Consider the following 13758-nt stretch of genomic DNA (forward strand, 5'->3'; position numbering starts at 1 on the left):
CAGTAGCAGTTTGCAGATACAAATTACCAAATAAACGATTAAACAAATAAACATAAGAAATGAAACATTGGATTGAAGCCGCACGATTAAGAACCTTACCCTTATCGGTTTCGGGCATAATTGTGGGCAGTATGTATGCGCTCCGACCTACAGATGCTATTGATACGCCAACAGATGTTTTCAGTTGGAAAATATTTGGTTTGGCAATGTTGACCACTTTGGGATTACAAATTTTATCCAATTTTGCCAATGATTATGGCGATGGCGTAAAAGGAACAGATAATGCCGATAGAGTTGGTCCACAACGTGCCATTCAGAGTGGAGTGATTACGCCACAAGCTATGAAACGCGCCATTGTAATTACGTCAATACTAACTTTATTGTCGGCAATTGCGCTGATTTATTTTGCCTTTGGACAAACTAATATTGTGTATTCCTTATTCTATTTGGTTTTAGGAATTTTAGCTATAGCTTCGGCGATTCGTTATACTGTAGGTAATTCAGCTTACGGTTACCGTGGTTATGGCGATGTATTTGTTTTTGTATTCTTTGGTTTGGTCAGCACTTTGGGAGTGAATTTTTTGTATTCCAAACAGTTGGATTTTAACCTTTTCTTGCCCGCCACCGCCATCGGATTATTGAGTGTAGGGGTTTTGAATCTAAACAATATGCGAGACGAAGCATCCGACAGAAAATCGAATAAAAACACCATTGTAGTTCAAATTGGTGGAGTCAAAGCCAAAAAATATCATTATTTCCTTATTGTTTCGGCAATGGTTTTGGTGTTGCTTTTTGCCATTTTAAGCGAATATCGTTTAGATCAATATCTATTTGTATTGGCTTATATTCCTTTAATCAAACATTTAAGTACTGTTCGTAAAAATCAAGAGCCAAGACTATTAGATCCTGAATTAAAAAAATTAGCATTAAGTACTTTTGCACTTTCCATACTTTTGGCATTGTGTATGGTTTCGTTAATTCAGGATATTGTCGTGAATGTCTTTTTGGGAGGAAGGTAAATTGAAAATAATAATGTTGCTAGTAAGATAACTAATAAATTATATAATTGGAAAACGTAAAATTTGACTTTTTAAAACCAACAATTGTTTTTTCTATTATTGGGTTTTTTATTCCTGGATTTACTGTGTTTGGATTAATTGGTACTCAATATTTGTTAAGTTTAAGTGGAATAGAATGTTCAATTTCATGGAAAATAATATGGAGTTTAACTGCAATTTTTGCAATATTTTTACCCATTATTTTTGCGAATTATATAAGAAACATTTCTAAAGAAAAATTGAAAACTTTAAAAACAAAATTGATTCTATTTAATTTGATTGAATATGTTTGTATCCAATCAAGTTTTGGAAGTTTATTCTCAAATAGTAACACATTATGTTATGAAAGTGATGAACAAAATGGATTAGAATTAATATTTACTGCTTGGCTTGCATTACCCATTTTAGTGATATTAAGTATAATGTTTAATAAAATAAGTAATTCTAATTAAACAATATAGCTAAATTAAATATACCTCTTTCTTAATACTTTCAAATTGCTATTTAAAACTAATCACTTAAAAAATAAAAAAAAATGAAAATTACATTTTACGGACACGCCTCTTTAGGCATCGAAGTGGGAGGGAAAAATATTATTGTAGATCCTTATATTTCTGCTAATCCCAATGCTTCTCATATCAATATTGACGACCTAAAAGCGGATTATATTTTGTTGACTCATGCTCACGGCGATCATATTTTGGATGTAGAAAGTATTGCCAAACGCACAGGAGCTACCATTGTTTCGAATGCAGAAATCGCTACTTATTATGGAACGAAAGGGTTTAATTCGCACCCAATGAATCACGGTGGAAGCTGGAATTTCGATTTTGGAAAAGTAAAATATGTAAACGCTATTCACTCTAGTTCTTTTCCTGACGGTATCAATGGCGGTAATCCAGGAGGTTTTGTTATCGAAGGCGAACACAAAAATATTTATATCGCTGGCGACACGGCTTTGACTATGGATATGAAATTAATTCCGATGCGAACCAAACTCGATTTAGCAATTTTGCCAATTGGTGACAACTTCACCATGGATGTGGAAGACGCTATTCTTGCTTCAGATTTTGTAGAATGCGATAAAATATTAGGATATCATTATGATACTTTTGGTTACATCGAAATCAATCACGAAGAATCCATTCGTCAATTTTTCAATAAAGGAAAAGATTTAATGCTGCTCAATATTGGCGAAAGCATTGAATTGTAATAAAGATTTAATTTTTTTGCCACAGATTTCACAGATTAGCACAGATTAATTCGCCACATAATTAGAAAATCTTTTTAATCTGTGAAATCTGTGGCATTTTTAATAATTGTTGTCGTGTTCTCATATTTGTGGAAATGAATTCCTTTATTTAGATTATCAATACTTATCAAAATGAATTTCAATAAATTATTTTTGGTGCTATTCATTAGCATTTTATCCAATGTTGTTTTTGCTCAAAAAGACGGTTATTGGGACAAAGAAAGAGCTTTCAAAAAAGAAGTTGTGGTTTCGGCAAGAGAGAGAATTGTCATTAAAACCGATGATTTGCCAGTAGGAACTACGGAAGTTGTTTTTAGAATAACACTTTTGGATGAAAACCAACAAATGGCGAGTAGTTTGGTTTCGGTCTTGAAAGCCATTCCAGATCCGTCTGGAATTAGTCAAGGTTCGGCTGGGGCAGTTTTGTTATTATCCAAAATTTCGGGAGATGACAAATGCAAATACGCTATTTTTTCGAATGCAGATTTGGCAGCTCAATACAAAAAAAACGGCACTACCGAAAAGGCTTGTTTAGAACAAGAAGAAGCCGTTAGTAAAGATGCCAAAAGACTTTCGATAGATAAATCTTTGTGTTTGTCATCGAGTTCTACTACGATGTGGTTTGGTTTCGAAAGCAAAAATTGGATTATGAACCAAAAAATTGTTCTAGAAGTTGTGCCTTGGGTAAACAGTCGTTTGAGTAGCGGTTGGACATTAGAAAACCGAAAATTCATTATCAACCAATGTAAAACTTCTGATTTGGCGAAGAAAATTATCAATTCCGATGATTTTTGTGTTTGTATCTTGAATAAAATGCAAAAGGAGTACAAGTTTCAGGAATTTGAAAAACTATTGGCAGTCGAAAAATCAAAGGCTTACAAAGATTTTGGGAATGTTTGTTACAATGAAATTGGGACTTCGAGCGAGACTAATTTGGATTTGCGCAACCAAGCTAGAGATTTGGCAAAACAAGGCAAATATGGCGAAGCAATCAATAAATTAAGTGTTGTTGTGGTCAATGGAAAAGCGAATGCTACTGATTTCAACAATTTGGGTTACGCTTATTTAATGACTAAACAATATGCAAAAGCTATTAAATCACTTAAATCAGGCGAAAAACAGGACGATTCAGAGTTGTTGATACAAATGAATTTAGCGCACGCTTATTTAATGGATAATGATTTTAAATCGGCCAAAACGATTTATAAAAAATACCAATCCCAAAATGTAACCGATAGCATTAGTTGGACTCAAAAAGTAAAACAGGATTTCGAAATTTTCAAGAAAGCAGGATTACCGAGTGGCGATTTTGACAGAGTATTGAGGTTGTTGGAGGATTAGTAAATTATTCTGTATTAATATATGAAAGTTAACATATCAAAATTATATTTTATACCAATTATGGTTTTTGCAATTTTAATTAGTTGTAAAAATTCATCTAATGAAAAAATAGAAATTGATTTAGAAACAGAATTTTCAGATTCTATTTCCAAAGACAAAGCTGAATATTTTAATTACTTATACGACGGTTTGGTTCCGCAAGAATCATACTTTGTGAAATCTAAACTTAAATATTTAAAATTTAGACATGAACCAGAATCTGGGTTTGTTGAAAGGAAAGTTTATTTTGATTTAAAGACAGGTTCGATTAAAAAATTTGTTTTAAGGCTAGTAATTCCTGATGTGAATAGTTTTAGTAATGGTGTTTATGAAAAACATTTTGATACTATTTTTGTTGTTTTTCCTAAACAAAAGTTGATGATTACATATTCTGATAATAAGATTATTGATTCAACTTTTCGAAAATCTATATTTGATGAAAACGAGGAATTTATCTATAAAATTAAATTAATTACAGAGCAAAATTATAATCAAGAAAAAACTAATAGAATTGATTAAAAATTAGTCAAATGATAAGAGCAACTGATGTGATTGCTTCGTTTTCGCAATGACATAAAAGACTAGATTCTTAAACACACAACCTACAACATTCAGCCCTTGAAAGCAACCTACCACAAATACATTCTCAATTTCAAACGACCTTCAGGAACTTCCCGAGGCATTATGACCGAAAAAGAAACCTGGTTTATTATTCTGGAAAAGGATAGTAAAAGAGGAATAGGTGAGTGTGGTATTTTGAGAGGTTTGAGTGCAGATGATCGACCAGATTATGAAGCCAAATTACAATGGGTTTGTGATAATATTAATTTAGGAGAAAACCAACTTTGGGAAGCCTTAATCGAGTTTCCTTCGATACAGTTTGGGGTTGAAATGGCATTTCAATCTTTAGGCAGTGAAAACCCTTTTTTACTCTTTCCTTCGGACTTTACTAATGGCAAAAAAAGTATCGAGATTAATGGCTTGGTTTGGATGGGAGAAGAGGCTTTTATGAAGCAACAAATCGAGGAAAAACTAGCCGATGGTTTTAAGTGTGTAAAACTCAAAATTGGTGCTATAGATTTCGATCAAGAACTACAATTATTGCGTTATATTCGTCAATATTTTACTCCAGAACAAGTGGAAATTCGGGTGGATGCTAATGGTGCTTTTGATACATATTTAGCTTTATATAAATTAAATCAATTGTCTGAATTTGAATTACATAGTATTGAGCAGCCAATTCAAAAAAATAACACTGACAGTATGGCAGAGCTGTGTAAAACCACTCCAATTCCCATTGCTCTTGATGAAGAGCTAATTGGAGTGTTTTCACTGGAAGAAAAAGAAGCTTTACTGCAAAAAATCAAGCCTCAATACATTATTTTGAAGCCTAGTTTTATAGGTGGCTTTCGAGGTACAAAAGAGTGGATTTTGCTTGCCGAAAAATACAACATCGGTTGGTGGATTACCTCGGCTTTAGAATCGAATATTGGATTAAATGCCATCGCACAATGGACGTTTTTACAAAACAATTTAATGCCTCAAGGACTAGGAACAGGAGCATTATATATCAATAATTTTAATTGTCCTTTGACTGTTTCTCAAGGGCAATTGTGGTATAAAAGAGAACTGGATTGGGACTTTAATTTTGATCTATAAATAAAAAATACCGCTGATTCAAAGTGTGAATTAGCAGTATTTTTTATTTATTTAAAACCTATTTCGTTATACGCTTTGAGGGATTTTTACATATTTCTTTTCAACATAAAAAGTAGCAAAAGGTAGTAAAGAAGCTATTAATACGATGGATAGTGTTTTAAAATCCCACTTTTGAGACTTTGTAATCAGCAATGCCAAGACTACATATCCTATGAATAAAACGCCGTGTGACATTCCTATTGGATAGAGTAAAGATTTGTAAAGTGGTAAATTGTTGGGTTTGATCAAGAGCATATTAACAAATAAAACCAAATAGGATATTCCTTCAAGAATTGCGGTAATTTTAAAAATTTTGACCATTATTTAAGTGCGTTATTGTTGATAATTCAGAATACAAAATTAAGGATTAACATTGGTTTTTTGGTGCTTTGTTTGTTAAACAAATTTACTTTTTTGTCTTTACTTTATTTAAAATAAGTTTGACTTGTGTGTCTTTTTATGGCTAGCAAATGCTTTTAGATTAATCCAATTTCTAATGCTTAAATCCTTATTTTTGCATTCAACAGAAAAAATTTATGCAGAAGTATATTGAACAACTAAACGAAGCCCAACGCGAACCTGTACTCCAAAAAGACGGCCCAATGATTATTATTGCTGGTGCTGGCTCTGGAAAAACCCGTGTGTTGACCATCCGAATTGCATATTTGATGAGTCAAGGTGTGGATGCTTTTAATATTTTGTCCCTAACCTTTACCAACAAAGCAGCTCGCGAAATGAAAAAGCGAATCTCTGATATTGTGGGTTCTAGCGAAGCCAAGAATCTTTGGATGGGAACTTTTCACTCCGTTTTTGCTCGAATTCTTCGTTCTGAAGCTGATAAGTTAGGTTATCCAACGAACTTCACGATTTATGATTCACAGGATTCTGTGCGAGCCATTTCAGCCATTATTAAAGAAATGCAATTGGATCGAGATGTTTACAAACCCAAACAGGTTTTAAGTAGAATTTCCTCGTATAAAAATAGTTTAATTACCGTAAAAGCGTATTTCAACAATCCTGAATTGCAAGAAGCCGATGCCATGAGCAAAAAGCCTCGTTTGGGCGAAATTTATCAAAATTATGTGGATCGCTGTTTCAAGGCGGGCGCGATGGATTTTGATGATTTGTTGTTAAAAACCAATGAATTACTAACTCGTTTCCCCGAAGTTTTAGCCAAATATCAAAACCGTTTTCGCTATCTTTTAGTCGATGAGTACCAAGATACCAATCATTCGCAGTATTTGATTGTTAGGGCTTTGTCGGATAAATTTCAGAATATTTGTGTAGTAGGCGATGATGCGCAGAGTATTTATGCCTTTCGAGGTGCCAATATCAATAACATTCTGAATTTCCAGAAAGATTATGACGGTGTGAAAACCTTTCGATTGGAACAAAATTACCGCTCTACCAAAAATATTGTAGAAGCAGCCAATACGATAATTGACAAAAACAAAGTCAAATTAGACAAAATCGTTTGGACAGCCAATGATTTGGGACCGAAAATAAAAGTGCATCGCAGCCTGACTGATGCAGAAGAAGGGCGTTTTGTAGCCAGTACGATTTTTGAACAAAAGATGCAAAACCAGTTGATGAATGGTCAGTTTGCCATTTTGTATCGCACTAATGCGCAATCCCGTGCGATGGAAGATGCGTTGCGAAAAAGAGATATTCCGTATCGAATTTACGGTGGTTTGTCTTTTTACCAAAGAAAAGAAATCAAAGATGTTTTGTGCTATTTGCGATTGGTTTTGAATCCAAAAGATGAAGAAGCCTTGGTTCGAGTAATCAATTATCCAGCCCGTGGAATAGGGGATACGACAGTTGAAAAGCTTACCGTTGCCGCCAATCATTACAAGCGTTCGATATTCGAAGTAATGAAGAATATTGACAAAATCGACTTGAAACTGAACTCGGGAACCAAGCAAAAATTGCAAGATTTTGTAACGATGATTGAGAGTTTTCAAGTTATTAACGAAAATCAAGATGCTTTTTTTATCACCGATCACGTGGCCAAAAAAACAGGATTGGTTCAGGAATTAAAAAAAGATGCGACTCCAGAAGGAATGGCAAAAGTTCAAAATATTGAGGAACTATTAAACGGTATCAAGGATTTCACCGAAGGTCAAAGAGAAATTGATGGAGCTCGTGGTGCGTTATCTGAATTTATGGAAGACGTAGCGTTAGCTACCGATTTGGACAAAGATACCAGCGACGAAGACCGTGTGGCTCTGATGACCATACATTTGGCTAAAGGATTGGAATTTCCACACGTTTTTGTGGTCGGAATGGAAGAAGATTTGTTCCCCAGTGCGATGAGTATGAGTACCCGAAGCGAACTTGAAGAAGAACGTCGTTTGTTTTATGTAGCTTTAACCCGTGCCGAACATCAAGCTTATTTGACCTATTCGCAATCTCGCTACCGTTGGGGAAAATTGACCGATAGTGAGCCTTCGCGTTTTATTGAAGAAATAGATAGTCAATATTTAGAATACCTGACTCCAGCCGAAAATAATTACCGTTACAAACCAATGATTGATAGTGATATTTTTGGTGATGTCGATAAATCCAAATTGCGTTTGGCAAAACCTGTTGCTGGAACGCCACCTAATTATGTTACCAGTAACGAACCAAAACCCGATATGAACATTCGAAAACTAAAACCTGTTTCGAGTAATTCGGGTTCAGGAACTGCTAATTTATTTGACAACAAACTTGTCGCAGGAAATATTGTAATGCACGAACGTTTTGGCAAAGGTGAAGTCTTAAACCTTGAAGGCGTTGGCGCAGACAAAAAAGCAGAAATCAAATTTGAAGTGGGAGGGATTAAGAAATTGTTATTGCGTTTTGCGAAATTGGATGTTATTGGGTAAAATTAGACAGATGAAAAATATATTATTTACTTTATTCTTTTTTACTCTGATTTCCTGTAATGTTGGCAAAGACGGTCGGAGAGAAATAATTCTAGAAAGAATTAAGGAATTTAATGAAGAGAAAAAGGAATGGAATAATTTAACTCAATGTATTTTAAAAGATAAAACGGTAAATTACAAGTTGGGTGAACTAATAAGTCCGAATGATTTAGATAAATCAATTGCAGATAAATTAAAAGATAGACAAATTAAATATATATCTGTTAGAAATAGCCCCGAATGTCAAGAAGTTGAATATCAAAAAGATTGGGATAATTCTATAGGAACTCAATATTTAAAATTTACAACTTGCGACACTTTGAAAACTAAAAAGGGATATTATCAATCGGATTCAAGTCCTATCGAAGTTTTTGGAATAGGAGATAATTGGTTGATTTGGATTGATAATGATCCAATATAAAAAACATTATACTTTGATAATATTATACACGATTCACGGAAAAATAATAAAATGGCACAATTCATAAAAATATACGAAGACAAACCCAGCGAAGCAGCAATAGCCAAAGTCGTGAAGGTTTTGCAAGACGGTGGTTTAGTAATTTATCCAACTGATACTGTTTATGGTTTGGGATGTGATATTACCAATAGCAAAGCTTTGGAGCGGATTGCTAAAATAAAAGGAGTGAAGCTAGATAAAGCGAAGTTTTCGTTCATTTGTCATGATTTGAGTAATCTTTCTGATTATGTGAAGCAAGTTGATACAGCCACGTTTAAATTGCTAAAAAAATCTTTGCCTGGACCTTACACCTTTATTTTACCCGGAAATAATAATTTGCCAAAAGAATTCAAAAAGAAAACAACTGTAGGTATTCGTGTACCTGAAAATAATATTACTTTAGAAATTGTAAGACAACTTGGAAATCCAATTGTTACAACCTCTATTCGAGATGAAGACGAAGTGATTGAATACACCACCGACCCAGAACTTATTTTCGAAAAATGGCAAAATCTTGTCGATATGGTTATTGATGGAGGTTATGGCGATAATACCGCTTCGACCATTATTGATTTATCAGGACATGAACCTGTTGTTGTTCGTGAAGGTAAAGGAAGTTTAGATATACTTTAAAGTTGTGTTTTTGTTTAAGTGCTTGTTGAAAATAATACAGCTAAATGTTTAAAAGCAAAAATCTTATATTAAGTTTAATTGCAAGGCAAAACAGTTTTTATTTTCTTTGGTAATACTGAAAACAATGATTTCATCTGAAAGATTTTCGTGAATCATAACCTTATCTCGAATCGAAAGTTCTCTCATAAAGTTCATTTCAAAACTCCTTACTTTTTGTTGCAGAATAATATTTTCGTCCACTACATCCATGCACCATTCTAGATATTTCACGTGATTGACATGATTTACAATATCTAAATCGGATAGAATCACTGTTTTTTCAAAAAGTTCTTCTTTCTCGGGATGAATTTCAATTTTTGAAAAACCCAGATTAGTAGCTTTCATTTCTGGAAATAATTCAAAATGTTCGTGTTCCAACATCAAATTTTCAGGACGGCGTTTCTCGGTATTGAATACAGCCCAAAAGGTTTCGGCACCGATGATTTTTTCCCCATTGCGATAAATTTCTAAAGCTCTGACAGAACGGGAATTTTCCAAAGTATTAATCCAAGTTTTAACGGTAACTGTATCTTTCCATCGTGGTAATTCCTTGATTTCAACTCGTATTCTGCTCAATACCCAAGCCTGATTAAACGCTTGCATGTCCGTAAAACTAATGCCTCCCATTTCTGCGTGTGTAGCTGCCGAAAGTTGCAGTAGATTACAAAGTTCAGTATATTTCAATCCTCCCGATGGCAAACATTGTGTAAAATTGATTTCGTAATCAAGGCTTAAAATGGAACTAAAATTAGGATCTATTGGCATTTATTTTTTTGTTTTAAAATAAGGAGAAAATAGTTTATAGTTAATAAAAACGAGAGCTAATAATATGATTCCAAAAATAATGAATTCTTTAGTATTGAGATTCTTAAGATGGGGCTCCTCAATTTTCATTGCTAATGCCATAGAATATGGAACTATCAAATATATAGTGAAAATTAGAAATACGATTTTACTTATTAGTTTTAATGTGTTCATATTAAATCGTTCTTTATATACTTAATAATATCCTTTCTATTCGTGAGATAATCAAACCATTTGGTATTTTCGTTTCTTTTGAACCAAGTGAGTTGTCGTTTGGCAAATCGTCGTGTGTTTTTCTTGATTTCTTCAATGGCAAATTCCAAGGAGATTTCGCCCTCAAAATAACGGAATAATTCTCGGTAACCCACAGTTTGTAACGCATTCAAATCTTTGTGAGGCAATAATTCTTTGGCTTCTGCCAATAAACCCTCGTTCATCATAATGTCAACTCGCTGGTTGATTCTATTGTAAATTACGCTTCTTTCGGCTTCTAAACCAATGAGAATAGGGGTGAAGTTACGCGTTTTTTTCTTTTGGTTTAAAAAGGATGAATACGGTTTTCCAGTACCAATACAAACTTCCAAAGCACGCATCATCCGTTGTGGATTTTCTCTGGCAACGACTTCAAAATAATTGGAATCTCGTTTTTCTAATTCGGTTTGCAGGTATTCGATTCCTAATTTTTCATAATTAGAAGTTACTTCCTCCCGAACCGAAGCATCAATTTCAGGAAAATCATCAAAGCCTTTTAAGACTGCATCCACATATAAACCAGAACCACCAACCATTACAGCATAATCATTGGTTAAGAATAATTCGTCCAATTTAGCAATGGCTTCTTTTTCGAAATCGCCTACGGTATAATTTTCAAAAATGGATTTATTTTGGATAAAATGGTGTTGCGCTCCTGCCAATTCTTCGGTTGTTGGAACAGCAGTGCCAATACACATTTCCTTGAAAAACTGACGGCTGTCACAGGAAATAATATCGCAATTGAAATGTTGTGCCAAGTCGATACTTAAGGAAGTTTTTCCTATAGCTGTTGGTCCAACGATGGTAATTAAGTATTTCATATTTTTTTAGCCCAGATGGAAACGGAAACCCCGCAGTTGTGAAAGTTAGTTTTTCTTGGTGTAAAAGAGCGACCAACGGAAGCTCCTTTTACAGCTTTAGAAAAACAACTTGAATAACGAGGAGTTGCAGTGTACAGCTGGAATAGCTTCTAATTAATTGGTTGTAAAAGGATAACCACAATGATAACAAAAATGGGCACTTTTATAATGATTTTCTGCGCCACAATTGCCGCATTTGTTTTTTTCTGGTTCGGTATTATCAGTATTACTAGCGTTCGTTTTTGCAAATTCAGCAGTTACAATTCCCGTGGGAACAGCAATGATTCCGTAACCTAAAATCATAACCATTGAGGCGATAAATTGTCCTAATGGAGTTCCTGGTGAAATGTCGCCATAGCCCACGGTTGTTAGGGTTACTATTGTCCAATAAATGCTTGTTGGTATGCTCGTAAATCCGTTTTCTTCTCCTTCGACTACATACATCAATGATCCAATAAGGATAGTACTAATAATGATAAAATAGAGGAAAATGGTAATTTTTCGTCTGCTGGCATCCAATGCTCTTAATAAATGCTGGGATTGCCCCATGAATTTTGGATGGTTTAATATTTTGAATAATCGTAGTAATCGCAAGGCTCGAATTACAGAAAAGACCTTTGATCCTACGAAGAAAAAGGACAGATACATGGGTAAAATAGCAATCAAATCGATAATACCGAAGAAACTGAAAATATATCTTCGAGGTGTATTGGTCGTAATGATTCGAAGGATATATTCAAGGGTGAAAAATACAGTTATAATCCATTCGAGGATAATGAGTTCATGATGGTATTTTACATCAAACCCTTTGACGGTTTCAAGCATAACACAAAAAACACTCAAGAGAATTAGTCCCAATAAAATCAGGTCAAATAATCTTCCAGCTTTTGTATCCGAACCATATATGATGATGTGGATTCTTTGCCTGAGAATGTTGAGTTTTGTTTTTGGTTGTCGCATAATGCAAATATTAGAATTTGATTATTTTCAAGGTTTTGCTTTTTCGGATATAAGCCTGAATAATATTTCGAGTATCTCGATTGTTCTCCATCGGAATAAGAATGTTTTTCAGGATTTCGATATTGGTAATTTGGTAATTCAAATCATAAAAAGCATAGCCTTTGTAAATTCCGTTTTCAATTAAAACCGCACTGTGTTCACTACTATTTCGACCTTTGTCTATGATTATCAAATTGTTGTCTTCAAAACTATTTCTATCGATAAATTCGAGTACTCTTAAATTGTATTCTTCGGGTAAAACTTCGCCAATACAAGCTCCATCACATTCTTTTGTTTTATATTGAAAACATTCTTTTTTAGTGATGTACAATCCTGTATACTTTTGGCACAAATGGTAATGCGATGTAATTCTAAACAACGCATTTTTTGCTTCTTGTAGGGAGGCGAAAGAAGTAATTTCTTTTTTTCGACCATCTGCTTTTTGCAAAATTAAATTCAAATAGCCATTTTCATCTTTCTCGGCATAAAGTGCAAATTGAAAAATACTTTTTCTTTGCGCCCGATTAAGCATGGGTTTGTTGATTTTTATCTCTTGGCTTTCTTTCAATAAAGCTATGAGTTCACTGCCCGTTTCATCATAAGTTACGGTATAAACTTCGGTTTGAATTTTTTTGCATTTGGTTGTAGTTCCTGTAAAATGCTGATTGATGCGTTTTTTTATATTTCGGCTTTTTCCAATATATATGAGCTTTCCTTTTTCGTCGTGAACGTAATAAACCCCAGTTCGTGAAGGCAAACTTTCTACAATATCCATCAGTTTAGGAGCAATTCCTTTTTTGATTTCAAATTTGATGAGTTCTTTGACGATTTCTTTGTTCAAATCTTTATCCAAAAGCATTTTGAATAACTTCACAGTTGCCATTGCATCTCCGCTGGCACGATGTCTGTCTGCCATTGGGATTCCTAAAGCTCGAACCAATTTTCCAAGGCTGTGAGAAGGTTGTTCGGGTAATAATCTTTTGGATAATTCTACTGTACAAAGTGTTTTTACATTAAAGTCATAACCCAAACGACGAAATTCCGTGCGAAGTATTCGATAATCAAAATCGGCGTTGTGTGCCACCAAAACGCAATCGTTAGTCATTTCGATAATGCGTTTGGCTACTTCAAAAAACTTTGGAGCAGAGCGTAACATTGCATTATTAATTCCAGTCAATTTCACTACAAAAGGCTGAATCGGAATTTCAGGATTGACTAAACTAATGAACTGATCCACGATTTCGTGACCATCAAATTTATAAATAGCAATTTCCGTAATTCCTTCTTCGTTGAATTGTCCTCCTGTAGTTTCTATGTCGAGTATGGCGTACAAAATAAGTGTTCGGTGTTCAGTTTTTAGTGTTCAGTTTCAGTTTGTCATTCCGTAGGAATCTTATCTTTATTAGGATCAAAT

At 34.0% G+C, this 13758-nt stretch carries 14 protein-coding genes; 9 read left to right on the forward strand and 5 right to left on the reverse strand.

Features of this window, described 5'->3' with window-relative positions:
- Positions 1–59 precede the first annotated feature (59 nt).
- The 6 genes from menA (at position 60) to OZP15_RS07310 (ending at position 5349) form a co-directional block, all read left to right on the forward strand.
- On the forward strand, positions 60–1019 hold the full coding sequence (gene menA / locus OZP15_RS07285; RefSeq protein WP_269227792.1) for a 1,4-dihydroxy-2-naphthoate octaprenyltransferase: 960 nt from the start codon (positions 60–62) through the stop codon (positions 1017–1019).
- Between the two features lie 47 nt (positions 1020–1066).
- Positions 1067–1510, forward strand: coding sequence for a hypothetical protein (locus tag OZP15_RS07290; RefSeq protein WP_269227793.1), 444 nt, complete (start codon positions 1067–1069; stop codon positions 1508–1510).
- Between the two features lie 83 nt (positions 1511–1593).
- Positions 1594–2271 (forward strand): metal-dependent hydrolase, encoded by a 678-nt coding sequence (locus OZP15_RS07295; RefSeq protein WP_269227794.1) that lies wholly within the window; start codon positions 1594–1596, stop codon positions 2269–2271.
- A 171-nt stretch (positions 2272–2442) separates the two neighbouring features.
- On the forward strand, positions 2443–3651 hold the full coding sequence (locus tag OZP15_RS07300; protein ID WP_269227795.1) for a tetratricopeptide repeat protein: 1209 nt from the start codon (positions 2443–2445) through the stop codon (positions 3649–3651).
- Positions 3652–3672: 21 nt separating this feature from the next.
- The gene (locus OZP15_RS07305) at positions 3673–4209 is read left to right on the forward strand and encodes a hypothetical protein (RefSeq protein WP_269227796.1); all 537 of its coding nucleotides are present in this window, start codon (positions 3673–3675) and stop codon (positions 4207–4209) included.
- 99 nt (positions 4210–4308) lie between these two features.
- On the forward strand, positions 4309–5349 hold the full coding sequence (locus OZP15_RS07310; protein WP_269227797.1) for an o-succinylbenzoate synthase: 1041 nt from the start codon (positions 4309–4311) through the stop codon (positions 5347–5349).
- Positions 5350–5415: 66 nt separating this feature from the next.
- Here the strand turns inward: OZP15_RS07310 and OZP15_RS07315 are convergent, their stop codons facing one another.
- Positions 5416–5709 carry a DUF3817 domain-containing protein gene (locus OZP15_RS07315; protein ID WP_269227798.1) on the reverse strand — a complete coding sequence of 98 codons (294 nt, stop codon included), beginning with the start codon at positions 5707–5709 and terminating at the stop codon, positions 5416–5418.
- A 215-nt stretch (positions 5710–5924) separates the two neighbouring features.
- Here OZP15_RS07315 and OZP15_RS07320 point away from each other — a divergent pair, with 215 nt between their 5' ends.
- Genes OZP15_RS07320 through OZP15_RS07330 form a run of 3 tightly spaced genes read left to right on the forward strand, consistent with a single transcriptional unit; the run spans position 5925 to position 9390 of the window.
- Positions 5925–8258 (forward strand): ATP-dependent helicase, encoded by a 2334-nt coding sequence (locus tag OZP15_RS07320; RefSeq protein WP_281337411.1) that lies wholly within the window; start codon positions 5925–5927, stop codon positions 8256–8258.
- Positions 8259–8268: 10 nt separating this feature from the next.
- Complete coding sequence (locus OZP15_RS07325; RefSeq protein ID WP_269227799.1) at positions 8269–8718, forward strand: hypothetical protein; 450 nt, start codon at positions 8269–8271, stop codon at positions 8716–8718.
- A 51-nt stretch (positions 8719–8769) separates the two neighbouring features.
- Positions 8770–9390: an L-threonylcarbamoyladenylate synthase gene (locus OZP15_RS07330; RefSeq protein WP_269227800.1), complete on the forward strand. Its 621-nt coding sequence runs from the start codon at positions 8770–8772 to the stop codon at positions 9388–9390.
- Positions 9391–9453: 63 nt separating this feature from the next.
- Here OZP15_RS07330 and OZP15_RS07335 read toward each other — a convergent pair whose 3' ends face one another.
- The 4 genes from OZP15_RS07335 to OZP15_RS07350 all read right to left on the reverse strand — a co-directional run bounded on the left by OZP15_RS07335 (position 9454) and on the right by OZP15_RS07350 (position 13677).
- Positions 9454–10194, reverse strand: coding sequence for an acyl-[acyl-carrier-protein] thioesterase (locus tag OZP15_RS07335; RefSeq protein ID WP_269227801.1), 741 nt, complete (start codon positions 10192–10194; stop codon positions 9454–9456).
- Positions 10195–10403: 209 nt separating this feature from the next.
- Positions 10404–11306, reverse strand: coding sequence for a tRNA (adenosine(37)-N6)-dimethylallyltransferase MiaA (miaA, locus tag OZP15_RS07340; RefSeq protein ID WP_281337412.1), 903 nt, complete (start codon positions 11304–11306; stop codon positions 10404–10406).
- Between the two features lie 153 nt (positions 11307–11459).
- Positions 11460–12305 (reverse strand): ion transporter, encoded by an 846-nt coding sequence (locus OZP15_RS07345; RefSeq protein ID WP_281337413.1) that lies wholly within the window; start codon positions 12303–12305, stop codon positions 11460–11462.
- A gap of 10 nt (positions 12306–12315) precedes the next feature.
- Positions 12316–13677: an exonuclease domain-containing protein gene (locus OZP15_RS07350; protein ID WP_281337414.1), complete on the reverse strand. Its 1362-nt coding sequence runs from the start codon at positions 13675–13677 to the stop codon at positions 12316–12318.
- Positions 13678–13758 lie beyond the last annotated feature (81 nt).

Origin of the sequence: Flavobacterium eburneipallidum, assembly GCF_027111355.2 — a bacterium.
Lineage (GTDB): Bacteria > Bacteroidota > Bacteroidia > Flavobacteriales > Flavobacteriaceae > Flavobacterium > Flavobacterium eburneipallidum.

Excerpts from the sequence above, each read along its gene's own strand:
- menA (WP_269227792.1), top strand. The coding sequence starts at position 60 with ATGAAACATTGGATTGAAGCCGCACGATTAAGAACCTTACCCTTATCG.
- OZP15_RS07295 (WP_269227794.1), top strand. The coding sequence starts at position 1,594 with ATGAAAATTACATTTTACGGACACGCCTCTTTAGGCATCGAAGTGGGA.
- OZP15_RS07300 (WP_269227795.1), top strand. The coding sequence starts at position 2,443 with ATGAATTTCAATAAATTATTTTTGGTGCTATTCATTAGCATTTTATCC.
- OZP15_RS07305 (WP_269227796.1), top strand. The coding sequence starts at position 3,673 with ATGAAAGTTAACATATCAAAATTATATTTTATACCAATTATGGTTTTT.
- OZP15_RS07315 (WP_269227798.1), bottom strand. The coding sequence starts at position 5,709 with ATGGTCAAAATTTTTAAAATTACCGCAATTCTTGAAGGAATATCCTAT.
- OZP15_RS07320 (WP_281337411.1), top strand. The coding sequence starts at position 5,925 with ATGCAGAAGTATATTGAACAACTAAACGAAGCCCAACGCGAACCTGTA.
- OZP15_RS07325 (WP_269227799.1), top strand. The coding sequence starts at position 8,269 with ATGAAAAATATATTATTTACTTTATTCTTTTTTACTCTGATTTCCTGT.
- OZP15_RS07330 (WP_269227800.1), top strand. The coding sequence starts at position 8,770 with ATGGCACAATTCATAAAAATATACGAAGACAAACCCAGCGAAGCAGCA.
- OZP15_RS07335 (WP_269227801.1), bottom strand. The coding sequence starts at position 10,194 with ATGCCAATAGATCCTAATTTTAGTTCCATTTTAAGCCTTGATTACGAA.
- miaA (WP_281337412.1), bottom strand. The coding sequence starts at position 11,306 with ATGAAATACTTAATTACCATCGTTGGACCAACAGCTATAGGAAAAACT.
- OZP15_RS07345 (WP_281337413.1), bottom strand. The coding sequence starts at position 12,305 with ATGCGACAACCAAAAACAAAACTCAACATTCTCAGGCAAAGAATCCAC.